The organism is Rhizobium sp. CAU 1783 (genome assembly GCF_054551725.1).
The window spans coordinates 159,600-185,308 of the sequence record NZ_JBTOLM010000003.1 but is presented as its reverse complement, the minus strand read 5'-3'; the positions used below and the strand labels follow the sequence as shown (position 1 = coordinate 185,308).

23 protein-coding genes, 3 tRNA genes and 1 riboswitch are annotated in these 25,709 nt (G+C 62.5%); of the genes, 2 read left to right on the top strand and 24 right to left on the bottom strand.

Going from position 1 to position 25,709, the window contains the following annotated elements; all coding sequences use genetic code 11:
- Position 1: 1 nt before the first annotated feature.
- The 19 genes from ACX93L_RS14610 to ACX93L_RS14520 form a co-directional block, all read right to left on the bottom strand.
- Positions 2-769 carry a biotin--[acetyl-CoA-carboxylase] ligase gene (locus tag ACX93L_RS14610; protein WP_459405533.1) on the bottom strand — a complete coding sequence of 256 codons (768 nt, stop codon included), beginning with the start codon at positions 767-769 and terminating at the stop codon, positions 2-4.
- Positions 766-2,211, bottom strand: a complete 1,446-nt coding sequence (nuoN, locus tag ACX93L_RS14605) for an NADH-quinone oxidoreductase subunit NuoN (protein ID WP_169588799.1) — start codon at positions 2,209-2,211, stop codon at positions 766-768. The genes ACX93L_RS14610 and nuoN overlap by 4 nt, the downstream gene beginning before the upstream one ends.
- 18 nt (positions 2,212-2,229) lie before the next feature.
- Positions 2,230-3,741 (bottom strand): NADH-quinone oxidoreductase subunit M, encoded by a 1,512-nt coding sequence (locus ACX93L_RS14600; protein ID WP_459405532.1) that lies wholly within the window; start codon positions 3,739-3,741, stop codon positions 2,230-2,232.
- Positions 3,741-5,741 (bottom strand): NADH-quinone oxidoreductase subunit L, encoded by a 2,001-nt coding sequence (nuoL, locus tag ACX93L_RS14595; RefSeq protein WP_459405531.1) that lies wholly within the window; start codon positions 5,739-5,741, stop codon positions 3,741-3,743. The genes ACX93L_RS14600 and nuoL overlap by 1 nt, the downstream gene beginning before the upstream one ends.
- Before the next feature lie 7 nt (positions 5,742-5,748).
- Positions 5,749-6,057 carry an NADH-quinone oxidoreductase subunit NuoK gene (nuoK, locus tag ACX93L_RS14590; RefSeq protein ID WP_459405530.1) on the bottom strand — a complete coding sequence of 103 codons (309 nt, stop codon included), beginning with the start codon at positions 6,055-6,057 and terminating at the stop codon, positions 5,749-5,751.
- Positions 6,058-6,085: 28 nt separating this feature from the next.
- Positions 6,086-6,700 carry an NADH-quinone oxidoreductase subunit J gene (locus ACX93L_RS14585; RefSeq protein ID WP_459405529.1) on the bottom strand — a complete coding sequence of 205 codons (615 nt, stop codon included), beginning with the start codon at positions 6,698-6,700 and terminating at the stop codon, positions 6,086-6,088.
- A 153-nt stretch (positions 6,701-6,853) separates the two neighbouring features.
- Positions 6,854-7,345 (bottom strand): NADH-quinone oxidoreductase subunit NuoI, encoded by a 492-nt coding sequence (nuoI, locus tag ACX93L_RS14580; protein ID WP_169588809.1) that lies wholly within the window; start codon positions 7,343-7,345, stop codon positions 6,854-6,856.
- Between the two features lie 39 nt (positions 7,346-7,384).
- Positions 7,385-8,428 carry an NADH-quinone oxidoreductase subunit NuoH gene (nuoH, locus tag ACX93L_RS14575; protein ID WP_459405528.1) on the bottom strand — a complete coding sequence of 348 codons (1,044 nt, stop codon included), beginning with the start codon at positions 8,426-8,428 and terminating at the stop codon, positions 7,385-7,387.
- 12 nt (positions 8,429-8,440) lie between these two features.
- Positions 8,441-10,522 carry an NADH-quinone oxidoreductase subunit NuoG gene (gene nuoG, locus ACX93L_RS14570; RefSeq protein WP_459405527.1) on the bottom strand — a complete coding sequence of 694 codons (2,082 nt, stop codon included), beginning with the start codon at positions 10,520-10,522 and terminating at the stop codon, positions 8,441-8,443.
- A 142-nt stretch (positions 10,523-10,664) separates the two neighbouring features.
- Positions 10,665-11,417 (bottom strand): 5' DNA nuclease, encoded by a 753-nt coding sequence (locus tag ACX93L_RS14565; protein WP_459405526.1) that lies wholly within the window; start codon positions 11,415-11,417, stop codon positions 10,665-10,667.
- 12 nt (positions 11,418-11,429) lie between these two features.
- Complete coding sequence (gene nuoF / locus ACX93L_RS14560; protein WP_169588816.1) at positions 11,430-12,734, bottom strand: NADH-quinone oxidoreductase subunit NuoF; 1,305 nt, start codon at positions 12,732-12,734, stop codon at positions 11,430-11,432.
- Between the two features lie 11 nt (positions 12,735-12,745).
- A complete protein-coding gene (locus ACX93L_RS14555; RefSeq protein WP_459405525.1) occupies positions 12,746-13,918 on the bottom strand; it encodes an NADH-quinone oxidoreductase subunit E in 1,173 nt (390 codons plus the stop codon).
- A gap of 18 nt (positions 13,919-13,936) precedes the next feature.
- Complete coding sequence (locus tag ACX93L_RS14550) at positions 13,937-14,188, bottom strand: hypothetical protein (protein ID WP_459405524.1); 252 nt, start codon at positions 14,186-14,188, stop codon at positions 13,937-13,939.
- Complete coding sequence (locus ACX93L_RS14545; protein ID WP_459405523.1) at positions 14,188-15,378, bottom strand: NADH-quinone oxidoreductase subunit D; 1,191 nt, start codon at positions 15,376-15,378, stop codon at positions 14,188-14,190. The genes ACX93L_RS14550 and ACX93L_RS14545 overlap by 1 nt, the downstream gene beginning before the upstream one ends.
- 18 nt (positions 15,379-15,396) lie before the next feature.
- On the bottom strand, positions 15,397-15,999 hold the full coding sequence (locus tag ACX93L_RS14540) for an NADH-quinone oxidoreductase subunit C (protein ID WP_459405522.1): 603 nt from the start codon (positions 15,997-15,999) through the stop codon (positions 15,397-15,399).
- Positions 16,000-16,017: 18 nt separating this feature from the next.
- Positions 16,018-16,599 (bottom strand): NuoB/complex I 20 kDa subunit family protein, encoded by a 582-nt coding sequence (locus ACX93L_RS14535; RefSeq protein ID WP_169588824.1) that lies wholly within the window; start codon positions 16,597-16,599, stop codon positions 16,018-16,020.
- Positions 16,590-16,955, bottom strand: coding sequence for an NADH-quinone oxidoreductase subunit A (locus ACX93L_RS14530; protein ID WP_169588826.1), 366 nt, complete (start codon positions 16,953-16,955; stop codon positions 16,590-16,592). The genes ACX93L_RS14535 and ACX93L_RS14530 overlap by 10 nt, the downstream gene beginning before the upstream one ends.
- 237 nt (positions 16,956-17,192) lie before the next feature.
- Positions 17,193-17,269, bottom strand: a tRNA-Asp gene (locus ACX93L_RS14525).
- Positions 17,270-17,350: 81 nt separating this feature from the next.
- A tRNA-Asp gene (locus ACX93L_RS14520) sits at positions 17,351-17,427 on the bottom strand.
- A gap of 338 nt (positions 17,428-17,765) precedes the next feature.
- Here ACX93L_RS14520 and ACX93L_RS14515 point away from each other — a divergent pair.
- Positions 17,766-17,841, top strand: a tRNA-Val gene (locus ACX93L_RS14515).
- A 35-nt stretch (positions 17,842-17,876) separates the two neighbouring features.
- Here the strand turns inward: ACX93L_RS14515 and ACX93L_RS14510 are convergent.
- Together ACX93L_RS14510 and ACX93L_RS14505 are read right to left on the bottom strand one after the other, a co-directional pair.
- Positions 17,877-19,208 carry an MFS transporter gene (locus ACX93L_RS14510; RefSeq protein ID WP_459405521.1) on the bottom strand — a complete coding sequence of 444 codons (1,332 nt, stop codon included), beginning with the start codon at positions 19,206-19,208 and terminating at the stop codon, positions 17,877-17,879.
- 140 nt (positions 19,209-19,348) lie between these two features.
- The gene (locus ACX93L_RS14505) at positions 19,349-20,461 is read right to left on the bottom strand and encodes a hypothetical protein (protein WP_459405520.1); all 1,113 of its coding nucleotides are present in this window, start codon (positions 20,459-20,461) and stop codon (positions 19,349-19,351) included.
- A gap of 189 nt (positions 20,462-20,650) precedes the next feature.
- Between ACX93L_RS14505 and ACX93L_RS14500 the strand changes: the two genes are divergently transcribed.
- Positions 20,651-21,637: an aldo/keto reductase gene (locus tag ACX93L_RS14500; RefSeq protein ID WP_459405519.1), complete on the top strand. Its 987-nt coding sequence runs from the start codon at positions 20,651-20,653 to the stop codon at positions 21,635-21,637.
- Positions 21,638-21,722: 85 nt separating this feature from the next.
- Here the strand turns inward: ACX93L_RS14500 and ACX93L_RS14495 are convergent, their stop codons facing one another.
- From ACX93L_RS14495 to hupB, 3 genes are all read right to left on the bottom strand, one after another.
- Entirely contained in the window at positions 21,723-23,921 is a 2,199-nt protein-coding gene (locus ACX93L_RS14495; RefSeq protein ID WP_459405518.1) for an esterase-like activity of phytase family protein, read from the bottom strand.
- Positions 23,922-24,023: 102 nt separating this feature from the next.
- On the bottom strand, positions 24,024-24,923 hold the full coding sequence (locus ACX93L_RS14490; RefSeq protein ID WP_459405517.1) for a DMT family transporter: 900 nt from the start codon (positions 24,921-24,923) through the stop codon (positions 24,024-24,026).
- Between the two features lie 173 nt (positions 24,924-25,096).
- Positions 25,097-25,248, bottom strand: a riboswitch (FMN riboswitch).
- Positions 25,249-25,390: 142 nt separating this feature from the next.
- Positions 25,391-25,666: a DNA-binding protein HupB gene (gene hupB, locus ACX93L_RS14485; RefSeq protein WP_099057464.1), complete on the bottom strand. Its 276-nt coding sequence runs from the start codon at positions 25,664-25,666 to the stop codon at positions 25,391-25,393.
- Positions 25,667-25,709: the final 43 nt, after the last annotated feature.

Below are 25,709 nucleotides of genomic sequence, written 5' to 3'. Positions count from 1 at the left end.
TTCACCCGAAGAAGACGTCGCCTGCTGCGATCGCCATGCGGCCGTCTTCGCCACGGTCGAGTATCAGCATGCCTTTATCATCGATTCCGGAAAAGTAACCGGAAATCGAACGGTCCGGCAGGTTCACCGTAATTTTTTCGCCTATGCCACAGGCGACCCGGCGCCAGAGGTCGGCGACCTCAGCAACACCCCTGCCCTCGTCCCAGATCGCAAGAATGTCGGCCATCGCGGCGAAGAGGAGGCTGAAGAGTTCCTGGGGTGAGACGGCCGCGCCATTGTCCGCAAGCGAGGTGACCGGATAGGCGGTCTCCTCCGGCTTCACCTTGATGTTGATGCCGATCCCGATCACCAGGGCCTGGCGACCGTCTGCGAGACGCTCGCCCTCCAGCAGAATTCCGCAGGTCTTCCGGCGACCGATCAGGATGTCGTTCGGCCACTTGACCTCGAGCGGCGGCGCATCGAGCGGCAAGACGGCGCGAACCGCCGAATGGACCGCCAGCGCGACCGCGAGCGGCAGTGAAGGCAACCGCTCCATCGGCGCGGGATCGATCAACAGAAGCGAGGCATAGAGATTGCCGGGCTCGGAGGCCCAGCTGCGGCCACGGCGGCCGCGACCGCCCGTCTGACTGTCCGCGGTGATCCAGAGAAAACCGCGATCGCCCGCGCGAGCGCGGGCGAGGCATTCCGAGTTGGTCGACGCCACGGCGCCGAGTGCTTCGTGCCGGAAGTCGTCGAACGACAAGCGGCGATGTCCGTCGCGGAGGCTCAATTAAAGAGCGTCTTGGCGGCGGCCTCGGCTGCGGCGCCGAGCGGGCCGCCGACGAGCACGTAGCCGATGACGAACAGACCGGAGAGGCCAAAGACCAGACGAAGCTCGCCGGCAATCCGCGAGAACTCACCCTTGGCGTCGTCGAACCACATGACCTTCACGACACGCAGGTAGTAGAAGGCGCCGACGACCGATGCGAGCACACCGATGATGGCAAGTGCGTAGAGCTTGGCCTCGATGGCGGCAACGAAGACGAAGTACTTTCCGAAGAAGCCTGCGAGCGGCGGAATGCCAGCCAGCGAGAACATCAGCGCGGTCAGAACGAGCGCCATGAACGGCTTCGTGGTGGAGAGGCCGGCGAGATCGTCGATGTTCTCGACGTTGCCGCCTTCCTTCTGCTTCATCGCCATGATGCAGGCGAAGGTGCCGAGCGTCATGATCAGGTAGATCAGCATGTAGGTGATGACGCCGCTGACGCCGGTTTCCGTGCCGGCGGCAAGGCCGACGAGCGCGTAGCCCATGTGACCAATCGACGAATAGGCCATCAGTCGCTTGATGTTGCGCTGGCCGATCGCGGCGAACGAACCGAGCAGCATCGAGGCGATCGAGATGAACACGATGATCTGCTGCCATTCGGCGAAGACCGGCATGAAGGCGTCGACGACGATGCGGACGAGGATCGCCATGGCACCGATCTTCGGAGCGGCGGCCAGGAAGGCGGTGACCGGGGTCGGCGCACCTTCATAGACGTCCGGCGTCCACATGTGGAACGGAACGGCGGAGATCTTGAAGGCGAGGCCCGCGAGGATGAAGACCAGACCGAAGATCAGGCCAAGGCCCGGCTTGCCGGCGGTCAGCACGGCAGCGATTTCCTGGAAGCCGATATTGCCGGTGAAACCGTAGACCAGCGACATGCCGTAAAGCAGCATGCCCGACGACAGGGCGCCAAGCACGAAGTACTTGAGGCCCGCTTCCGTCGAACGCAGGCTGTCGCGGTTGATCGCGGCGACCACGTAGAGGGCGAGCGACTGCAGTTCCAGCGACAGGTAGAGCGAGATCAGGTTGTTGGCCGAGATCATCAGCATGATGCCGAGGGTGGCGAGAACCAACAGGACCGGGAATTCGAACTTGTCGAGCTGGTCGCGGCGGGCATGGCCGACGGCCATGATCATGGCGGTGATCGAGCCGACCAGCGCCAGGATCTTCATGAAGCGGGCAAAGCCATCGGAGAGATAGGCACCACCGAAGGCGGTACCTTCCGCCGGGAAGGCAAGGAGCCAGCCACCCGAGATGATCAGCAATGCGACTGCCAGGCCCATCACGGTGCTCGCCGAGCGTTCGCCAGCGAAGACGCCGATCATCAGCAACGCCAGGGCGCCGACCGCGAGGATCAGTTCCGGCGTGACCAGATGCAGACTTGCGAGGAGAGTTTCAGCGGTCATGTCCAAAGGATCCTGTCGTCAGTTCGCGGTGAGCGCAACGGATTGCGCTGCCTGCAGTGCTGCGTCGTAGTTGTTGACGAGAAGGTCGACCGATGCGGCCGTCGCGTCGAAGATCGGAGCCGGATAGACGCCGAAGAAGATGGTCAGCGCAATCAGCGGGTAAAGGATGAGCTTTTCGCGGCCCGACAGGTCGAGCATCGCTTTCAGGCTTTCCTTCTCGAGTGCACCGAAGACCACCCGGCGATAGAGCCAGAGCGAGTAGCCGGCCGAGAAGATCACACCGGTGGCGGCGAAGAGCGCAACCCAGGTGTTGGCGCGGAACACGCCGATCAGGGTCAGGAATTCGCCGATGAAGCCAGAGGTGCCCGGAAGGCCGACGTTCGCCATGGTGAAGACCATGAAGGCAACCGCATATTTCGGCATGTTGTTGGCCAGACCGCCATAGGCCGCGATCTCGCGGGTGTGGAGACGGTCATAGATGACGCCGACGCAGAAGAAGAGCGCGGCGGAAACGAAGCCGTGGCTGATCATCTGGAAGATCGCACCCTGCACGCCCTGCGTATTGGCGGCAAAGGTACCCATGGTCACGTAGCCCATGTGGGCAACCGACGAGTAGGCGATGACCTTCTTCATGTCCTCCTGCATCATGGCCACCAGCGAGGTGTAGACGATCGCGATGACGGAGAGCGTGAAGACCAGCGGCGCGAAGAAGTCGGAGGCGAGCGGGAACATCGGCACCGAGAAGCGCAGAAGACCGTAGCCGCCGAGCTTCAGCAGGATGCCGGCAAGGATCATCGAGCCGGCGGTCGGTGCCTGCACGTGCGCGTCCGGCAGCCAGGTGTGCACCGGCCACATCGGCATCTTCACGGCGAAAGAAGCGAAGAAGGCGAGCCACAGCCAGGTCTGCATTTCGGCCGGGAACTTGTGGCCGAGCAGCTGGGTGATGTCGGTCGTGCCGGCGTTCCAGTACATCGCCATGATGGCGAGCAGCATCAGGACCGAGCCGAGCAGCGTGTAGAGGAAGAACTTGTAGGAAGCGTAGACGCGATCCTTGCCGCCCCAGACGCCGATGATGATGAACATCGGGATGAGGCCGGCTTCGAAGAAGACGTAGAAGAGAACGATGTCGAGCGACACGAAGACGCCGATCATCAGCGTTTCCAGGATCAGGAACGCAATCATGTATTCCTTCAGACGCTTCTCGACCGAGACCCAGCTAGCGAGGATGCAGAAGGGCATGAGAAGCGTGGTCAGGATGACGAACAGCATCGAAATGCCGTCGACGCCGAGGTGATAGGCAATCCCGGTGCCGAGCCATTCATGCTTCTCGACCATCTGGAAACCGGCATTCGAATTGTCGAAGCCGATCCAGACGAAGAGCGAGACGACGAAGGTGAATACCGTTGTCAGCAGCGCCACGCTGCGGATGTTGCGGCGGCCAAGTTCCGTGTCCTGCCGCGTCAGGAGCAGCAGCAGCACGCCGACCAGCGGCAGGAAGGTGACCGTTGAAAGAATGGGCCAATCGGTCATCAGAAGGAACTCCCGAGCATCATCCAGGTAACGAGGGCTGCGACACCGATCAGCATCGCAAAGGCATAGTGGTAGAGGTAACCCGACTGCAGGCGAACGACCTTCTGGGTCAGCCCGGCGACGCCGGCGGCGATGCCGTTCGGGCCGTAGGCGTCGATGACGCCGATGTCACCCTTCTTCCAGAAGAAGCGGCCGAGGGCCTTGGCGGAGCGCACGAACAGGAAGTCGTAGAGCTCGTCGAAGTACCACTTGTTGAGCAGGAACTGGTAGAGAACGCGATGCTGCTCGGCGAGGACCTTCGGGGTCGAGGGCGACTTGATGTACATGTACCAGGCAGTGAGAAGACCGGCGACCATCGCGGCGAACGGGCTCCACTTCACCCACAGCGGGACGTGGTGGAACTCTTCGAGGATCTCGTTGTGCTCGGCCGTGAAGAGCGCGCCCTTCCAGAACTCGGCATATTCGTGGCCGAAGAAGTAGCCTTCGAAAACGACGCCGGCAAAGACCGCACCGACCGCGAGGAGGATGAGGGGGAACAGCATGACCATCGGCGATTCATGCACATGGTGCATGACGTCGGCGGAAGCGCGGGGCTTGCCGAAGAAGGTCATGAAGATCAGACGCCACGAATAGAAGCTGGTGAACAGCGCTGCGATAACCAGAAGCGTGAAGGCGAAACCGGAGACGGCCGAATGCGAGGCATAGGCGGACTCGATGATCACGTCCTTGGAGAAGAAGCCGGCGAAGCCGAGCATCGTACCCGGGATACCAACGCCCGTGATGGCGAGCGTGCCGAGGATCATCATCCAGAAGGTCACCTTGATGTGCGGACGCAGGCCGCCCATGTAGCGCATGTCCTGCTCGCCATCGACGGCGTGAATGACCGAACCGGCGCAAAGGAACAGCAGTGCCTTGAAGAAGGCGTGCGTGAACAGGTGGAACACGGCGCCGCCATAAGCCCCTACCCCGAGCGCCACGAACATATAGCCGAGCTGCGAGCAGGTCGAATAGGCGATGACGCGTTTGATGTCGTTCTGCACGAGACCGACGGTCGCGGCAAAGAAGGCGGTGATCGCGCCAATCAGCGTGACGACGGTCAGCGCGTCCGGCGACAGTTCGAACAGCGGCGACATGCGGGCGACGAGGAAGACGCCGGCGGTGACCATGGTTGCGGCATGAATAAGCGCAGACACCGGGGTCGGGCCTTCCATGGCGTCCGGCAGCCAGGTGTGCAGCAGGAACTGGGCCGACTTACCCATAGCGCCCATGAAGAGCAGCAGGCAGACGGCGGTGATCGCATGGGCCTTGTCGAGGTTCATGCCGAAGAGGTTGATGACCGCTTCGGTGCTTTCGGCACCCTCGTGCGGCAGATAGGTCTGCGCAGCGGCGAAGATGGTCTCGAAGTTGATCGAACCGAAGAGAACGAAGACGCCCGAGATGCCGAGAATGAAGCCGAAGTCGCCGACGCGGTTGACGATGAAGGCCTTCATGGCTGCAGCGCTCGCCGACGGCTTCTTGAACCAGAAACCGATCAGCAGATAGGACGCCAGGCCCACGCCTTCCCAGCCGAAGAACATCTGCAGCAGGTTGTCGGACGTCACCAGCATCAGCATGGCGAAGGTGAACAGCGACAGATAGGAGAAGAAGCGCGGCCGATGCGGATCGTGGTGCATGTAGCCGATCGAGTAGACATGGACGAGCGTCGAAACCGTGTTGACGACGACCAGCATGACGGCGGTCAGCGTATCGATGCGCAGCGACCATTCAACGTCGATGCCGCCAGACTGGATCCAGCGCAGCACGGAGACCTTGATGACTTCATGGCCTTCGCCGTGGGCGAGTGCCACGTTGAAGAAGACGATCCAGGACAGGACCGCAACGATGACCATCAGACCGGTGGTGACGTATTCGGAAGCCTTGGCGCCAATCTGGCGGCCGAACAGGCCTGCGATGATCGAACCGATCAGGGGAAGAAAGACGATAGCCTTGTAGAGCAGCATAACCGTATCAGCCCTTCATCACATTGATGTCTTCGACGGCAATCGAGCCGCGATTACGATAGAAGACGACGAGAATTGCCAGACCGATCGCCGCTTCGGCAGCCGCCACGGTCAGGATGAAAAGGGCGAAGACCTGGCCGACCATGTCGTTAAGGAAGGCCGAGAAGGCCACCATGTTGACATTGACGGCGAGCAGGATGAGCTCGACCGACATCAGGATGATGATGACGTTCTTGCGGTTCAGGAAGATACCGAAGACGCCGAGCGTGAAGAGAAGCGCGCTGACCGTCAGGTAGTGGGAAAGACCGATTTCCATATTCTTGTTCCTTGACCTCTCAGCTGCCTCAGATGCCCTGGCCCGGCTTGACCTTGACCACCTTGACGGCGGTCTCGGGATTGCGGGCGACCTGGGCCGAAATATCCTGCCGCTTGATGTTCTCGCGGTGGCGGAGCGTCAGCACGATGGCGCCGATCATCGCCACCAGAAGCACCAGGCCGGCGATCTGGAAGAAATAGACGTAATTCGTATAAAGCACGTCACCGAGGGCTGCCGTGTTGGTGCGTTCGGTCAGCGCCGGGATCGGCATGGTGATTGCGTTCGCAGCTTCCGGCGAAAGCGCGCTGCCGCCGATGACGATCATCAGCTCGGCGGCGACGACGATGCCGATCAGCGAGCCGATCGGGGCATACTTCAACACGCCCGAGCGCAGTTCAGTGAAGTCTATGTCGAGCATCATCACGACGAAGAGGAAGAGAACCGCGACCGCGCCGACATAGACCACCAGCAGGATCATCGCCAGGAACTCCGCGCCGACCAGCAGGAACAGACCCGAAGCGTTCACGAAGGTAAGGATCAGGAACAGGACCGAATGGACCGGGTTCCGTGCGGAAATGACCATGAACGCCGACGCTACCGCGACAAAGGCGAAGAGATAGAAAAAGAGAGCCTGAAGACCCATGTTGGTGCCTTTTCATCTTCCCCCGGACAAGGGCCCCTGCCCTTTGTCCGATGACGAACGACCGGCATCCCCACCGGTCGATACGCCCCGTTTAAAATTCTGCCGCGGCGGAGAAGCGTCCTGCCCTTCGCCATGGCCTCGTCACGCCGCTTGTCAGCGGTACGGCGCATCCAGCGCGATGTTGCGCGCGATTTCACGTTCCCAGCGGTCGCCGTTGTCGAGCAGCCGGGCCTTGTCGAAATAGAGCTCTTCGCGGGTCTCGGTGGCGAACTCGAAGTTCGGGCCTTCCACGATGGCATCGACCGGGCAGGCTTCCTGGCAGAAGCCGCAATAGATGCACTTCACCATGTCGATGTCGTAGCGAACCGTGCGGCGGGTACCGTCGTTGCGGCGCGGGCCGGCCTCGATGGTGATCGCCTGGGCAGGACAGATCGCCTCGCACAGCTTGCAGGCAATGCAACGCTCTTCGCCGTTCGGATAGCGGCGAAGCGCATGCTCGCCACGGAAGCGCGGGCTGACCGGGCCTTTTTCGAACGGATAGTTGATCGTCGCCTTGGGGGCGAAGAAATAGCGCATCGACAGGAAAAAGGCGCCGACGAACTCTTTCAGGAACAGGGAACTGACAGCCTGGGAAAGACCAGCCATCTCAACCTCCAATTTTGCCGAGGAAACGGGTGGCCATGATCATGCCCAACCCATGAACTTCAGCACGAATGCAACGATGACGACCATGGCGAGCGACAGCGGAAGGAAGACCTTCCAGCCGAGGCGCATCAGCTGGTCATAGCGGTAGCGCGGCACGAAGGCCTTCACCATGGCGAACATGAAGAACACCAGCGATGCCTTGAGCACGAACCAGATGATGCCCGGGACCCAGTTGAGGATCGCGATGTCGACCGGCGGCAGCCAGCCACCCAGGAACAGGATGGTGGTCAGCGAGCACATCAGGACGATGGCCGCATATTCGCCGAGCATGAACATCATGTAAGGGGTGGAGCCGTACTCGACCATGAAGCCGGCGACCAGTTCGGATTCAGCTTCCGGCAGGTCGAAGGGCGGACGGTTCGTTTCCGCGAGTGCCGAGATGAAGAAGATCACGAACATCGGGAAGAGCGCCAGCCAGTGCCAGTCGAGGAACGAGCTCGGCATGCCGAGCATGGTGCCGATGCCGTCCTTCTGCGCATAGACGATGTCGGTGAGGTTCAGCGAGCCGACGCAGAGCAGAACGGTGACGATGACGAAACCGATCGAAACTTCGTAAGACACCATCTGCGCCGCCGAACGGAGCGCACCGAGGAAGGGATACTTCGAGTTCGAAGCCCAGCCGCCCATGATGATGCCGTAGACTTCGAGCGAGGAGATCGCGAAGACGTAGAGAATGCCGACATTGATGTTGGCGATCACCCAGCCGTCGGCGAGCGGCACGACGGCCCAGGTGGCGAGCGCCAGCGTCACGGCGACGAGCGGGGCAAGCAGGAAGACGCCCTTGTTGGCACCGGCCGGGATCACCGGCTCCTTGAACACGAACTTCAGAAGGTCGGCGAAGGACTGGAACAGACCCCATGGACCGACGACGTTCGGGCCGCGGCGCATCTGGACGGCCGCCCAGATCTTGCGGTCGGCCAGAAGGATGTAGGCAATGAACAGCAGCAGGGCGACCAGAAGCAGAAGCGACTGGCCGATCATGATGGCCGCCGGCCAAACATATGTGGAAACGAAACTATCCATGATCCCCTGCCCTTACTCTGCCGCAGCCTTGAAATTGTTGCGGGCCAATGCCGAGCACTCGGCCATGACGGCCGAAGCGCGTGCGATCGGGTTCGTCAAATAGAAGTCTTTGACCGGCGACGCAAATGCGGATTTGCCCATCTTCCCGGCTTTTTTCGCAACTGCCGCAATTTCGGCACCCGTGCCCGGAGCGATTTCGTCGATCGCCGCGAAATGCGGGTGATCGGCGTAGAGCTTGGCCCGCAGAGCGCCCAGCGAATCGAAGGGCAGCTTCTTGCCGAGCACGTCGGAGAGCGCGCGGATGATCGCCCAGTCTTCGCGGGCGTCGCCCGGTGCGAAGCCTGCGCGGTTGCCCATCTGGACGCGGCCTTCGGTGTTGACCCAGGTGCCCGACTTCTCGGTGTAGGTCGCAGCCGGCAGGATGACGTCGGCATGGTGTGCGCCGTTGTCGCCGTGGCTGCCGATGTAGACTGTGAACTTCGCGGACTTGCCGGCGAAGTCGAGTTCGTCTGCGCCGAGCAGGAAGAGAACGTCCATGGCGGTCAGCATTTCGGCTGCTGCGACACCGCCCTCGCCCGGGACGAAGCCGAGATCGAGCCCGCCGACGCGCGACGCGGCGGTGTGCAGGACGGAGAAGCCGTTCCACTCTTCGGAAATCGCACCGACGGCATTGGCGAGCTTGGCAGCGTTCGCCAGCACGGCCGCACCGTCAGCGCCGATCAGGGCGCCCTGGCCGATGATGATCAGCGGGTTCTTGGCGGCATTCAGCTTCTCGACGAAGCCGTTCTTGCCGGAAACCAATTCAGCCAGCGTTTCGGTGCCGGCGCCGAGATATTCGTAAGGATAGCGAAGCTCGCCGCCCTCGCCGATCACGCCGATCGGCAGGCCGCCACGGCGCCAGCGCTTGCGGATGCGGGCGTTGAGAACGGCGGCCTCGTAGCGCGGGTTGGCGCCGACGATGAGGATCGCATCGGCGGCTTCGATGCCTTCGATGGTGGCGTTGAAGAGGTAGCTTGCGCGACCGAACGACGGATCAAGTGCCGCCCCATCCTGGCGACAGTCGAGATTGGCCGATCCGAGGGAGGTCAGCAGCGACTTCAGCGCATACATTTCCTCGACGGAGGCAAGGTCGCCGGCGATCGCGCCGATCTTGGCACCCGAGGTCGCCGAAACGGCGTTCTTGATCGCGCCGAAAGCCTCGGCCCAGGTGGCGGGCTGCAGGCGACCGTCGCGACGGACGTAAGGACGGTCGAGGCGCTGGGTCTTCAGGCCGTCCCAGATGAAACGGCTCTTGTCAGAGATCCACTCTTCGTTGATCTGCTCGTTGACGCGCGGCATCACGCGCATGACTTCGCGGCCACGGGTATCGACACGGATCGCCGAACCAAGGGCGTCCATGACGTCGATCGATTCGGTCTTGTTGAGTTCCCACGGACGGGCCGTGAAGGCAAACGGCTTCGAGGTCAGCGCACCGACCGGGCAGAGGTCGACAACGTTGCCCTGAAGCTCGGAGGTCATGGCCTGCTCGAGATAGGTGGTGATCTCGGCATCCTCGCCGCGGCCGATCAGGCCGAGTTCGGCAATGCCGGCGACTTCGGTGGTGAAGCGGACGCAGCGCGTGCAGTGAATGCAGCGGTTCATGACCGTCTTGACCAGCGGGCCGATATACTTGTCCTCGACGGCGCGCTTGTTCTCGGTGTAGCGCGAACTGTCGATACCGAAGGCCATGGCCTGGTCCTGCAGGTCGCATTCGCCACCCTGGTCGCAGATCGGGCAATCGAGCGGATGGTTGATCAGCAGGAATTCCATTACGCCTTCGCGGGCCTTCTTGACCATCGGCGTGTTGGTGAAGACTTCCGGCAGTTCGCCGTTCGGTCCGCCGCGAATGTCGCGAACGCCCATGGCGCAGGATGCGGCCGGCTTCGGCGGGCCACCCTTCACCTCGACGAGGCACATACGGCAATTGCCGGCGACCGACAGCCGTTCATGGAAACAAAAGCGCGGGACTTCGGCGCCGGCTTCCTCGCACGCCTGCAACAGCGTGAAATGATCCGGGACTTCGATCTCTTTACCGTCGACTTTCAGCTTTGCCATATTCGCCTTCCTGCCTCACGCATACTGCGCATTGCACCGGAGATTTCGCCCCGGCAGGCGGAACCGCCCAATCCTGCGATTGGCACGTCCCCACCGATTATTCCCTCGCCCGTACCCCGCGCCCCGCGAAGCTGGACATTCGTCATTTCCATCGGCCGCGTCGTCCGGAAGGACGACGCGGCCTCTCTTTCCTTGCGCTCGCCAGTGCCCGCGCCTGACCGGCCCAGTCATCCCGGATCGCCCGACCGCCAAGCCCGATCGCCTCGTCGAGCGCGGCAAGCGCCGTGTCATCGAGAGCGGCCAAATCGGCGAAGCGCCGAATGCCCCTGCCGTTCAGCACCTGTTCGAGCTTCGGGCCGATGCCTTCGATCTTCTTCAGATCGTCGGCCTTTCCCGTCGCACGAGCCGGCTTTCCGACCTTGGCTTCCTTCACCGGCGCCGTCTTTGCAGGCGCATCAGCTTTCGCTGCGGCCTTCTTCGTCTTTTCGGTCGCGGGCTTCGCCACCACCGGCGCTGCCTTCACAGCCTTTGGCGCCACCTTCCGCGGTGCCGTTGCCTTACGCGGCTTTTCGTCCGCTACCGGCACCGACGTCTCAAGCTCCGCCGGCGCACTCGTCGATCCGTTTCCAGCCGCGGCAGCCTGCTCTTCCTCGAGCCTGCGTGCCAGATTTCCGCTCGCCTCGATCGCCCCTTGCAGGGATCCGAGGATGACGTTCGTCATGTGCGTCGCCATTCCGAAGCCGATCGCCGTTGCCGCGGCAAATGCCGCGGCCGGATGGGCCATCAGCGGATGCAGCGGCACGTTGGGCATGTCCTTCAAAACGTCGGCGACATGAGACAGATCGACCGGCTCTGCCGGCTGCCCTCCCCCCGTCTTGTCCGACGCCTTGGCCATACCGCCCGCTCCTTACTCGGCCGCTTCCAGTACCACGCCATGCGCCATGGCATTGCGGGTATACTGGTCGATGCGGGCCTCCATTTCCGGGCGGAAATGCTTGATCAGGCCCTGGATCGGCCAGGCAGCCGCGTCGCCGAGCGCGCAGATGGTGTGGCCTTCGACCTGCTTGGTGACCTGGAACAACATGTCGATCTCGCGCTTCTGGGCATTGCCCTTCACCATGCGCTCCATCACCCGCATCATCCAGCCGGTGCCTTCACGGCACGGCGTGCACTGGCCGCAGCTCTCGTGCTTGTAGAAGGCCGAGAGGCGCCAGATCGCCTTCACGATGTCGGTCGACTTGTCCATGACGATGACGGCGGCGGTGCCGAGGCCGGAGCCCAGCTCGCGCAGGCCGTCATAGTCCATGATCGCGTCCTTCATCTGGGCGCCCGGAACGCAAGGCACCGAAGAGCCGCCCGGAATAACTGCGAGCAGGTTGTCCCAGCCGCCCCGGATGCCGCCACAGTGCTTTTCGATCAGTTCGTGGAACGGGATCGACATCGACTCCTCGACGGTGCACGGCTTGTTGACGTGGCCGGAGATCGAATAGAGCTTGGTGCCCGCATTGTTCGGGCGGCCGAAGCTAGAATACCAGCCGGCGCCACGGCGCAGGATGGTCGGGGTGACCGCGATCGATTCCACGTTGTTGACCGTGGTCGGGCAGCCGTAGAGACCCATGTTGGCTGGGAACGGAGGCTTCAGGCGCGGCTGGCCCTTCTTGCCTTCCAGGCTTTCGAGAAGTGCTGTCTCTTCGCCGCAGATATAGGCGCCGGCGCCGTGATGCACGACGATGTCGATGTCGTAGCCCAGCTTGTTGTTCTTGCCGAGCAGGCCATACTCATAGCATTCGTCGATCGCCGCCTGCAGCGCCTCACGCTCGCGCATGAATTCGCCGCGCACGTAGATGAACGCATGATGGGCAGCCATGGCGAAGGAGGCGATCACGCAGCCTTCGATCAGCGTGTGCGGATCGTGACGCATGATGTCACGGTCCTTGCAGGTGCCGGGCTCGGACTCGTCGGCATTGACCACGAGGTAATGCGGCCGGCCATCGCTCTCCTTCGGCATGAAGGACCACTTGAGGCCGGTCGGGAAGCCAGCGCCGCCACGGCCGCGCAGGCCCGAGGCCTTGACCTCGTTGATGATCCAGTCACGGCCCTTTTCAAGCAACTGCTTGGTGCCGTCCCAGTGGCCGCGAGCCATCGCGCCCTTCAGGGACTTGTCCTTGAGGCCGTAGATATTGGTAAAGATGCGATCCTGATCCTTCAACATATCCTAACCTCTTACCGCGGCTTCTTGCCGAAGACCTTGATGTATTCGGCCTCGCCGCCCTTGGCGAGGGCCTTGGCCTGCTTGACCCAGTCGTCGCGCTCGATGCGGCCAGCGAACTTCAGATAGCCGTCCACCCATTCGCGTTCGGCCTTCTTCCAGCCGGCGACCTGGGCGAAAGTGTAGATACCGAGACCGTTCAGGATGCCCTCGATCTTAGGACCGACGCCGGAGATCATCTTGAGGTCATCCGGCGTTGCCGGCTTCTCAACGGCTGCCGGACGGTTCTTGTCGTCGAGCGACGGCTGGGCAGCGGCAGCGGCCTTCGGCGCCTTGCCGGCGGCATCTGCGGCTGCCGTTTCGGAAACCACGGCCTTGACTTCGTCGCTTGCAGGCTTGGCGCTCTTGCGAGCCGGCTTGACCGCCTCGCCACCCGGGGTCGCGGACTTGCCGTCGGCCGGGGTCTTGAGCGCAGCATTGGTCTCTTCCGCAGCAGTCACCGGCTTGGCCGCATTGGCCGGCGGCACGGATACCGCCTCGGCGGGAGCAGCCTTGGCCTTTGCAGCCGGCTTGGCGTCGGCCTCGGTCAGCGAGGTCAGTCCACCGGCAGGCGCGGAATAGACGCGGTCGACCTGCGGACCGGGCGTGATGTCGGCGCCGCGGCCGGCTTCGAAGCGGTCGATGATGTGTTCGAGCTGCGTCGGCGTCAGGTCTTCGTAGCTATCCTTGAAGATCATGACCATCGGTGCGTTGACGCAGGCGCCCTGACACTCGACCTCTTCCCACGACAGCGTGCCGTCGGCATTGAGTTCGAAGGGCTCGGCATGGATCTTCGACTTGCAGACCTTGATCAGGTCTTCGGCGCCGCGCAGCATGCAAGGCGTGGTGCCGCAAACCTGCACATGGGCGCGCGTGCCGACCGGCTTCAGCTGGAACTGGGTGTAGAAGGTCGCCACTTCCAGCACGCGGATATACGGCATGGAGAGCTTTTCGGCGACGAATTCGATCGCCGCTCGCGTCACCCAGCCGTCCTGTTCCTGTGCCCGCATGAGAAGCGGAATGACCGCCGACTGCTGGCGACCCTCAGGATACTTGGCAATGGTTGCCTCAGCCCAAACGGCGTTCTGCTCGTTGAACGAGAAGCCTGCCGGCTGGAATTGATCTTCGGCTAGTCGACGAACGGACATTCTTCCTCACGCCTTGTCTCAGTTTATGGATCCACACCGCGAATTCGTCAGCGAGGCGAATTCGCAGGCATAGGCCGAATTGTCTTTCTGCATGAACACGATGAGCTTGGAGCCGTTGGAGACGGCTGTCTTGATCTCGTAGCCCTGCTGGATGAGCTTCGCCATCGAAACGGAGGAGCTGCTGTTGCCGCTCGACGACAGCGCTGTGCTCTGCGCCTGCACGTTGGCGGCGAAAAGCATGGCGGCAATCGTCAGCAGCGTGCGGATCATCAGCGGTCAACCTCACCGAAGACGATGTCGAGCGAACCGAGGATCGCCGAAACGTCGGCCAGCTGGTGGCCGCGGCAGATGAAGTCCATCGCCTGCAGGTGGGCATAACCCGGAGCGCGGATCTTGCAGCGGTAGGGCTTGTTGGTGCCGTCCGACACGAGATAGACGCCGAACTCGCCCTTCGGGGCTTCCACGGCGGCATAAACCTCGCCTTCCGGCACGTGATAGCCCTCGGTGTAGAGCTTGAAGTGATGAATGAGCGCTTCCATCGACCGCTTCATCTCGCCACGCTTCGGCGGCACGATCTTGCCGTCGAGCGACGAAACCGGGCCGACCTTGGCATCGCCGAGCAGGCGGTTGACGCACTGCTTCATGATCTTCACCGACTGGCGCATTTCGAACATGCGGATCAGGTAGCGATCGTAGCAGTCGCCGTTCTTGCCGACCATGATGTCGAAGTCGAGGTCGGAGTAGCACTCGTAGGGTTGCGAGCGACGCAGATCCCAGGCAGCGCCCGAACCGCGTACCATCACACCCGAGAAGCCCCAGGCCCAGGCATCATCCAGCGACACGACGCCGATATCGACGTTGCGCTGCTTGAAGATGCGGTTGCCGGTGAGAAGGTCGTCGATGTCGTCGAGTGTCTTCAGGAAGGGATCGCACCACTTGCCGATGTCCTCGACCAGCTCGTGCGGCAGATCCTGGTGAACGCCGCCCGGACGGAAATAGGCCGAGTGCATGCGGGCGCCACAGGCGCGCTCGTAGAACACCATCAGCTTTTCGCGCTCTTCGAAGCCCCAGAGCGGCGGAGTGAGCGCGCCGACGTCCATAGCCTGCGTCGTGACGTTCAGAAGATGCGACAGGATACGGCCGATCTCCGAATAGAGAACGCGGATAAGCTGGCCGCGGATCGGGATCTCGACGCCGAGCAGCTTTTCGACCGCCAGCGAGTAGGCGTGTTCCTGGTTCATCGGCGCGACGTAGTCGAGCCGGTCGAAGTAAGGAAGCGCCTGCAGGTAGGTCTTGGTCTCGATCAGCTTCTCGGTACCGCGGTGCAGCAGGCCGATATGCGGATCGACGCGCTCGACGATTTCACCGTCGAGCTCGAGAACGAGACGCAGAACACCGTGCGCCGCGGGATGCTGCGGGCCGAAGTTGATGTTGAAATTGCGGACGTTATGTTCAGTCATGGCAACAAACCTTCCGCCTTACTTGGCTGCCTTCTCGTCGCCGGGCAGCACGTAGTCAGTGCCTTCCCAGGGCGAGAGGAAGTCGAAATTCCGGAACTCCTGCTTGAGTTCGACCGGCTCGTAGACAACGCGCTTGGCATTGTCGTCGTAACGAACCTCGACGAAACCGGTCGTCGGGAAGTCCTTGCGCAGCGGGTGCCCCTCGAAACCGTAGTCGGTGAGGATGCGGCGCAGGTCCGGATGATCGGTGAACAGGATGCCGTACATGTCCCAGGTCTCGCGCTCGAACCAGTCGGCGCCCGGGAAGACGGGACAGGCCGACGGGACCGGCTTGTCCTCGGCGGTCGCGACCTTGATGCGGACGCGCAGGTTCTGCCGGGGCGACTGCAAGTGATAGACCACGTCGAAGCGGTCGGCCCGCTTCGGATAGTCAACGCCGCAGATGTCGATCAGATTGACGAACCCGCACTGCACGTCGTCGCGCAGGAAGGTCAACAGCGCGATCAGGTTCTCCGCCTTCACCGTCAGGTTCAGCTCGCCGTAGCGCATCTCCGAGGAGGCGATGAGCGCACCGCGAACCTCGGAGAGGTAGGATGCAAGCTCGTTCAGGGCTTCACTCATTTGTCTCGTCCCTTCGCCTTACCGCTCGATGGTGCCGGTGCGGCGGATCTTCTTCTGCAGCAGAAGCACGCCGTAGAGCAGCGCCTCTGCCGTGGGCGGACAGCCCGGCACGTAGATGTCGACCGGCACGACGCGGTCACAGCCGCGAACCACCGAGTAGGAATAGTGATAGTAGCCGCCGCCATTGGCACAGGAGCCCATCGAGATGACGTAACGCGGCTCCGGCATCTGGTCGTAGACCTTGCGGAGCGCGGGGGCCATCTTGTTGGTCAGCGTGCCGGCGACGATCATCACGTCCGACTGGCGCGGCGAGGCGCGCGGCGCGAAACCGAAACGCTCGACGTCGTAGCGCGGCATGGACAGCTGCATCATCTCGACGGCGCAGCAGGCGAGACCGAAGGTCATCCACATCAGCGAGCCGGTGCGGGCCCAATTGATAAGCTCGTCGGTCGACGTGACCAGAAAGCCCTTGTCGGCGAGCTCGTTGTTGATCTCGCCAAAGAAGGCGTCATCGGCGCCGACCGGCTTGCCGGTGTTCGGATCGATGATGCCCTTGGCCTGCGGCGCAACGAGCGTCGTGTTGGACTGGATCACTCCCATTCGAGCGCCCCCTTCTTCCATTCGTAGATAAAGCCGACGGTCAGCACACCGAGGAACACCATCATGGACCAGAAACCGAACCAGCCGAGTTCACCGAACGAAACCGCCCAGGGGAAAAGGAACGCCACTTCGAGGTCGAAGATGATGAAGAGGATCGACACCAGGTAGAAGCGGATGTCGAATTTCATGCGCGCATCGTCGAAAGCATTGAAGCCGCATTCGTAAGCCGAGAGCTTTTCCGAGTCGGGCGCCTTGAAGGCGACGGCAAACGGCGCAATCAGCAGCGCCAGGCCGATAACAAGGGCAATACCGATGAAGATAGCGATCGGAACGTAGGAACTGAGCAGTTCAGTCATCATGTCCATCCCTGCTTGTATCGAATGCCGGGCGGCATTTCGGGCACAAGGCCAACAAGCCGAAAAGAGTGTTGCAACGAGCCGTGGTTAGCGCAGCCCGCCCGCTTGCGCAAGACCGACCGAGGGCTTTTCACCCGATACCGCCAGGACTTTACCAGCCGGTAAAAACCGTGTCTCGCCAATTCGGTTAATTATAACCTTGCGGCGCAACAAAACACCAAATTCTGGGAAAGGAAATGGCGCGAGTGACGGGGCTCGAACCCGCGACCTCCGGCGTGACAGGCCGGCACTCTAACCGACTGAGCTACACCCGCGCATAGATGGATCACTTCGAATGACCCTACCCGATCGATTCGCCTTGCGGCAAATGCCCGACCGGGCCGTTTGTTCGAGAATGGCGCGAGTGACGGGGCTCGAACCCGCGACCTCCGGCGTGACAGGCCGGCACTCTAACCGACTGAGCTACACCCGCACATTTCTCATTCAGGAGCCGAAGCCCCTCCCCGAGCGGCACTGGGCCGTTCGATGAGCGGCTAACTACGGGGTTCGTTTATTGGTGTCAAGCACGTTCGAAGACAATTCCGTGACGGATCGAAATTTGTTCGTCGCGGCCCACCTCTTCCTCGACAGGCGGTGGAAAAGCAAATCGGAGGGACATTTGAAAAAGCCCGAAAAGACTGGACTTCGCGCATGAGCACGAACAGCGGGCAGCAAAAAAATCAAAAAATCTTCACAAACACTCTTGCGGATTTTTCCCGATCCGCATAGATCACGGCCACCGACGCAGCGGGCTCGACCCGGCTAGCGGAAGGGCGATTAGCTCAGTTGGTAGAGCGCCTCGTTTACACCGAGGATGTCGGGAGTTCGAGTCTCTCATCGCCCACCATTTTTCTCCTTTACAGTCATGACGCTTCGCTTTGCTCATCGTGCAAGCTCGCCTCGCAGCCTTTGCTGTTCGGCGTGATCCAGCGAAAAGCGCCACATCAGTGCGATTGCCGCGAGTTTCGGCAGAATCGGCAGCCACGCATAGAGGATACCGAGCGTGTCGAGGGCTACGGCATCTTGCACCTGGCCGGCCGTCGTCGAAAAGCCGGCAAAGCCCAGAATCGGAAAAACTACCCCGGCCGAGAGCGCCAGCGACAGCTTGGTGATGAAACTCCAGGCCGCGAAATAGAGCCCGGATCGCTGCTCGCCGGAACGGACCGTGTCGTGGTCGATGACGTCAGCCTGGATCGCCGGCGGAAGTGCGAGATCGAATCCGAGGAGCACGCCGGTGACAACGCATATCGTTGCGAAGAGACCGACGTCCCCTTCCCCGAGAAAGCCGGCACCGGAAAAGACGAAGCAGGCGAGCGCCATCGAGACCGACCAGGCGCGATGCTTGCCCCAGCGGGAGGATGCCCATACCGCGACCGGCACACCGAGGATCGCGGCCAGAAAATAGGCAAACAGCAGCGGCCCTTCGTAACCGGGTGCGGCAAGCCGCTCAGTGACGAAATAGATGAACAGCGACGCGGGGACCGCATTGGCGAAGCTGTTGAGCAGGAAAGCGGCGCCCAACCGCAGGAAGGGTCGATTCGCTGTCAGATGCGAGAGGGTTTCGCGCAAAGTCAGGCGACGCACCGACCGATCTACGGGTTCCGGTACCCGCCAGGCGGCCAGCATGCCGGTCAGCGGCAGAAGCGTTACGATGAGAATGGCGATCCATGCGAGGCCGTGTAAACCGTCGGCACGCTCAAGCCCGCCGGCAAAGGGCAGCGAGATCGCCAGAAGCGAGCCGACCAGGGTCGCGCCCTCCCGCCAGGCGGAGACCCGCACGCGCTCGTGATACTCCCCGGACAGTTCGGCGCCCCAGGCGGTATAGGGCAGGATCGTCCAGGTGGTACCGATTGAAAGCGCCACTCCCCAGATCGCCAGATGCGCAAGGCCCGCATCGGCCGGGGGCCAGAACAGCATGAAGGCCGCAAGCGCCGTCAAGGGCAGCGAGGCGAGGAAAAAGCCGCGCCTGCGCCCGATCGGCGAAGACACGCGGTCGGCCAGCCAGCCGAAGACGGGATCGGTCACGGCATCGATCAGGCGGATGGCCAGGAGCACCACGCCGATGGCCTGGAGCGGCAGCGCAAAGCTTGCCGCATAGAAGCTCGGGACGATGATATAAAGCGGCAGCGCGATCGCGGCGAGCGGCAGCGCCGGTAGGGCATAGAAGAAGAAGACAGGCGTCGTCTGCCGGGTCTCGGGGGCAAAAATGGTCATGCGATATCTGCTCCCGCCGCCCTTTGAGCGGGCGCGTCTTAAGCATCTACGGCAAAAGGAGCAGAGCGGATCTTGCCGAAACGTCCTGTTGCCCGGCAATTTGAACATTCGCTAGCCGAGCACTCCCCGAAAGCCACGTGTCAAATGATTCGCAGGGCGGCACGCAAGACGGGCCGACGGGACGGATCGTGCCGCGCCGACCGCAAGAACAGGCGGACGGTAATCCGAATCACCAGACGCCCAACGAAAAGCAGTGCGGCCAACAGCGCACCCGCTATGGCGCTCGCGATTGCATAGAGGGCGGTGCCGACCTCGAGCATCCCTCGCCCCAGGAATTTCATCACGGCAAATGTGCCATCCCCGAAATGGGTTGCCACCCGTTGGAGCTTGCGCAGGTCCTTCGGCCCGTCGGCAATCGAAAGGGCCGCAAGGGCGCTGCGCATGCCGCCCCTGGCGTGGATCGTGCCGAGGACGGCCGCATCATCCGCGAGCGAGGCCGCAAGCTTGGCGTCGACCGAGCGAGCGGCAACCGTCTTCAGCCGCGACAGACCGAAGGCACCGTCATCAACCGCTGCGGCGAGCTCGGCCTTGAGGATGCGCGTATTGACCAAGCCTGATGCACTCTTCGCCAGATAGGTCCGCAGCGGACGGGAAATACGCCCGGCACGGTAGGCATTCTTCAAGACCGACAGTCCGGTATCCGGGAGGGCCGATGCGCCGGCAGTGCCAAACGTGGAGACGGTGAGGCCGACGCCGACGGCCGAGAGACCGAGCAGAACCGGATCATAGCCTTCCCCCTTGAGATAGCTCAGCCCCTGCATGGAGAAATCGCGCACATCTCCGACGCCGATCAAGTCGCTCGTCACGGAACCGGCAATTTCGGCGCCGCTGTCCAGCGAGCCGAAGACGAAGCCTTTCGCCACGCCACTGCCCGTCACCAAGGCACGGCCGATCCATGTACCCTCGGCCCGCTCCCGCAGATCCGCAGGCAACGCGTGCCCGTGGCGCAGGGCAAGATCGTAGAGCGCGACGGCCATGTCATGGTCGCCATCGGCGATGGCCCTTTCGATCTCCGAGACAAAGGAGGCGCTTGAAGCGGCATAGAGCCGGTATTCGGCAAGCGAGACCGGATCGATGATCCCCAGCATCAGGCCGGTGCGATGCACAACAGCCGCGGCGTTCCACACTGCGAGCCCGAGCGCCAGCAGCGAGACGAAACGCAAGATCTTCAACGCGGCAGACAGCAGTCTCACATCTTCATCCGGGAGTGCGGGCAACGGGCGCAGCCTTTTTCCCTAATCCCGTTTCACGGTGAATTTGCGGCGACACCCGTGAAGACCATGGCGCAACCGGCAATCGGCTGCGGGGCTTGACCTTGTCCGGAGGGACAGTGCTTGCTAACGGCAACGATGCAGAACGCCACAAACGAGGAGAGATTGGTGATGCGACAGCACTCTTTCGGAAGAACTGAATTCACCGTCGGCGACATCGGCTTCGGCGCCTGGCAGATCGGCGGCTCCTGGGGCGAAGTGTCCGAGGCCGACGGCCGTGCCGCACTCAACGCTGCGCTCGATGCCGGCGTGACCTTCATCGACACGGCCGACGTCTATGGCGACGGCCGTTCCGAACGCATCATCGCCGATGTGCTGAAAGCCCGCGGCGGCAAGCGGCCTATGGTCGCCACCAAGGCCGGCCGACGGCTCAGCCCCCATGTCGCCGACGGCTATACCCGAACCAATATTGAAGCCTTCGTCGACCGCTCGCTCATGAACCTCGATGTCGAGCGTCTTGACCTCGTGCAACTGCACTGCCCGCCGACGGAGGTCTATTATCGGCCGGAGGTATTCGAGGGGCTCGAGGAGATCCGCCGCGCCGGAAAGATCGCCAACTATGGTGTCAGCGTCGAAAGGGTGGAGGAGGCGTTGAAGGCGATCGAGTATCCCGGCGTTGTCAGCGTGCAGATCATCTTCAACATGTTTCGCCAGCGGCCGGCTGGATTGTTCTTTGCGGAGGCCAAGCGGCGCAATGTCGCGATCATCGCCCGCGTGCCGCTGGCCAGCGGCCTGTTGTCTGGCAAGATCACTGCAGCCACACAGTTTGCAGCCGAAGATCACCGAAACTTCAATCGTCATGGCGAGGCCTTCGATGTCGGCGAGACCTTCGCGGGGGTGCCGCTGGAAACGGGCCTGGAGGCCGTCGAGGCAGCGCGGGAGTTGGTCCCGGCCGACGCGACAATGGCCGCCTTCGCATTGCGCTGGATCCTGATGCACGATGCCGTCACGGTCGTCATTCCCGGCGCGCGCAATGCCGCCCAGGCCAACGCCAACGCGGCAGCATCCGACCTGCCCGCCCTTCCGGCCGATGTGATGGCCGCCGCGCGATCCGTCTACGACCGCCTCATCGCCCCGCACGTGCACCAGCGCTGGTAACGGCTGCCGTGTGGGCCTCAAAAAAACAGAGGAGGCCGGGTGATCGCTCACCCGGCCTCCAATCGTCTTGGGAGGACGATCTTGATCAGTTGGTGCCCTTGAGGTCGACCGGGAAGAACAGGGTCTCGCCGGAAGAGTCGTCAACGCCGTCGTTGTCGGTGACGGCAAAGGCCTTGCCTTCCGCGTCGAAGGCGAAACCTTCGAGCTTGTCGACGACGTAGCCGTTCGTGGCGGCCTTCAGGTCTGGCAGGAAGTCGTGGGCTTCTTCCTTCTTGACGAGCGGCAGTTCACCGCCGAGGGCTGCCGGCTTCAGATCGGCGATCGCCACACGGTAGAGCTTCTTGATCTTGGCGGCATTGCCGACCTGGTTGTCACGTTCGACGATGTAGACGTGGTCGCCATGGGCGGTGATTTCAGAGAGCCCGACCCAGCCTTCCTCGGCCTTGTCGAGCGGATAGCGCACAGCACCCCATTCCTTCGACTTCGGCTTGTAGGAGAGCAGCTTCACGGTGCCCTTTTCGTCATCGGCCCATTCGCGCTGGACGGCCATCCAGAGCGTAAGGTCGTCGCCTTCGCCGACGGAGGTGATGCCTTCCAGGCCGAAGCGGGTCTGGCCGGCGAGGAGTTCGACGGGGAAGCCGATCTCCGCCTTGATCTCACCCTTGGCGTCGACATTGTAGATGCCGTGGCCGACGAGCTTGGCAGGATCACCTTCGGAGGCGAGCCAGTAGCCGCCCTTGCCGTCGAGCGTGATGCCTTCGATGTCGAGCTTCTGTGCCGGCTGGCCGGCGCGGGTGACCGGCAGGGCAGCGGTGATGGCGGCCGGCTTGCTGGTCGCGTCGAGCGTGAAGATGGTCGGCTGCATGGCGTAGAAGCTGTCGTTGACGGCGTAGAGCGTGCCTGCCTTCTCGGCGTCGCCGACCAGACCGGACAGCGCGCCCCAGCCGATCGGAGCACCGTCGACGGTCTCCGAGCGCACCATCGGATAGGTCGCTTCACCTTCGCCGCGCTCGTAGATCATGACGTGCGAGCGAGGGCCGCCGTCTTCGCCGAGATCGACTTCATTGGCGGTCGCCAAGAGGTTGCGGCCGGGAATGGCGACGGCGCCTTCGGGCGAGACGCCGGAGGGCAGCAGCTGAACGAGTTCGGGCTCCGCTCCGGTATCCTTGTAGACGGCGGCAATGGAGGCGCGCTCCGAGAGCACGAAGAAGTATTTCTGGTCGCCGAAGGTGGCTGCTTCCAGGCCTTCGAGCTCGACGCCCTTGGACTTTGCGCGCTTGTCGGGGAAATGGCCGATGCGGGCAATCTCGAGCTCGAGCGACGGGCCGGATTCGAAGAGAACCTTGCCGGTCTTGTCGAAGATGGTGAAGCTGCGCGAACCGCCTTCATAGTCGCCTTCGTTGGCAACGACGAAACGGTTGTCGTCAAGCCACTTCAGAGCGTCGGGCTCACGCAGGACGCCTTCCTTCTTGCCGGTGAACTTCAGCGCACCGTCCGACTTGGTGTCGATGCCGGCCAGATCGATCGCGCCGGCAGAGAAATGCGTCTTCACCGCGCCGGTCTTGCCGTCGATGATGGCGATGTGGTTGTTTTCCTGCAACGTGACGGCGATCTCGCCGAGGCTGTTGATCGAGACGAATTCCGGTTCCGGATCTTCGGGTGCCACTTCGGCGATACCGGTCAGGTCGACATGCTTGACCGAGGCGCAATCGGCGACGCCGTCCTTCAACGACACGATCGCGAGATCGCCGGCCGGCATCTGCGGGATCTTGCCCTCGTCGACATCCTCGTCGCGTTCGTTCTCGATGGCGATCGCGGCAAAGCTCTTGTCGGCCGATACAGCGACGGAATCAGGCTGGCCGCCCAAATCGCAGGTGGCGTCGATCGCCTTGGATGCGAGATCGACGATGGCAAGCTTACCCGACGGCTTGGCCTTGCTTTCGGAGGTGTTGACGGCAACCAGAACCTTGCCGCCGACGACGGTGACGGAGGTCGGTTCGCCGTCCATCATCAGCGCGCCACCGGCCTTCGGTGCCTTGGCGTCGGAGATGTCGACGAAGCCGATCGCGCCGAGCGGGCTGTCGGAATAGACCAGCGTATTGCCGTCTTCACTTGCCGTGACGATCTCTGCGGACGTGGTCGAGAGCTTGTCCTTGTCGGCCGGCAGGTTCGCGGCAACGGGGAAGGACGAGATGCGGTTGAAAACCTGCTCGGCGCCGGCCGGTGCGGCGACGGAGGCGAGAAGGGCGGCGGTCAGGGCCGCGCGCGTAAAGCCATAGGTCATGGGAAAACCTCCTGTTTCCATTCGATAAGGAACAGGAGGCTTTTGCGTCATGCCGATGACAGGCGGATGACAACGGAAGGGATTGTCGGTGCCCTCCTTTGATTACCGGACCTGTCGCTCCCTGCGCAGTTCGGCCGTCATCAGGAAAAGCGATGCCCCGAGGATCAGCAGGGCGCCGAGCCAGAGATAGCCGGCCGGCGCATAACCGAAAACCAGCCAGCCGGCGAGCACATTGAGCGGGAGTTTCAGGTCATCGAAGGGTTGGACATAGGCGGCATCAGCCGCATTGTAGGCGAGTGTCAGCAGATACTGACCGACCACGGTCAGGAGACCGGCGGCCAGCAACAGCGCGAGCGCAAGCCCGGACGGAACAACAAAGCCGGACGCCAGGGCAAGGCCGGCATTGATCGGCGTCAGCAGCACCAGAAGCCAGACGGTGATGGTTTCCGGCGGTTCGAAGGCCGTCAGGTTCTTCATCAGAAGCGACGAACCGCCCCAGAGCAACGCGGACAGCACCGGCAGCAGGGCGGCCGGCGAGAAACTATCGGCCCAAGGCTGCAGGATAATCATGGCGCCGGCAAATCCGGTGAAAGTCGCTGCCCAGCGGGCACGGCCGACCGTCTCGCCGAGAAACAGGCGCGCCCCGATGATGATGAAGAAGGGAGAGGTCATCACGAGCGCGATCGCCTGCCAGATCGGCACCGACGCGAGGCCTGCGACCCAGGTCTGGACGCCGAGGGCCGCGAGGACGACGCGCAGCAGATGACGCCCGGCAAAACGCGTGCGCATCGATTTCCACCCCAGCCTGAAGAGCAGCGGCGCGGAAAGCACGAGGGCGAAGGCATATTGCCAGAACGCGGTTGCGGCCGGCGGAAAGGACAGGGTCATGGCAAGCCACTGGGTGGCGACGTTGAGCAACGCAAAGGCGATGCCGGCCAGAACCATATACGAGGCCCCGGCAAAAGCGCGGGAGCGGGAGAGCGACAAGGAGCTCTGATTCATGTCTTCATTCCTTCAAAAGGACCAACACAAATCAGGACGCATGAGGAAGCGTGTCACGGATCCGCCGGAGCGAACCGCTTCGCGGACGGTGCCGGTCGTGCAACCGGCAACCGTCATCGATCGCAACCACGTATCGCGCATGACGCACGATCACACGGCACTGCGATCACCTGCCTCATTCTCTTTCATCCGGACTATGACCGTCGGCTCCGGATTTCGACCGGATCTGCTGACCCTTCCGGCGCGTTGACGAAAGGCGCTCGCGGGCTCGGGAGAGATCTCCCCTACCGCCGGTGGGGACTTTCACCCCGCCCTGAGAACGAATGCCGGACGAACCGGCGGATTTTCGATACGGCAAGCTTCCGAACGAGGCAAGCCGACGCACGAAAAAAGCCCGGCACGAAGCCGGGCTTTAACATTCGGTGCGCCCGGTCCCTCCCCTTAGAGGAGCATACGGGCTAGACCGATCAGCTGTTTACAGCGTCCTTCAGGCCCTTGCCGGCCGTGAACTTCGGAACGTTGCGAGCCGGGATGTCGACTTCTGCGCCGGTCGACGGGTTACGGCCCTTGGAAGCTTCGCGGCGAGCAACCGTGAAAGCACCAAAGCCAGCGAGGCGAACGTCGCCGCCGTTCTTCAGCTCGGCCTGAACCGTTTCGAAAACGGCGTCAACGGCGGAAGCTGCATCGGCCTTGGTGAGGCCGGCCTTTTCGGCAACCGCGGATACGAGTTCGTTCTTGTTCATGTTTCCACCCTTTCTGATTGGTATGAAACGACTCAATGGATAA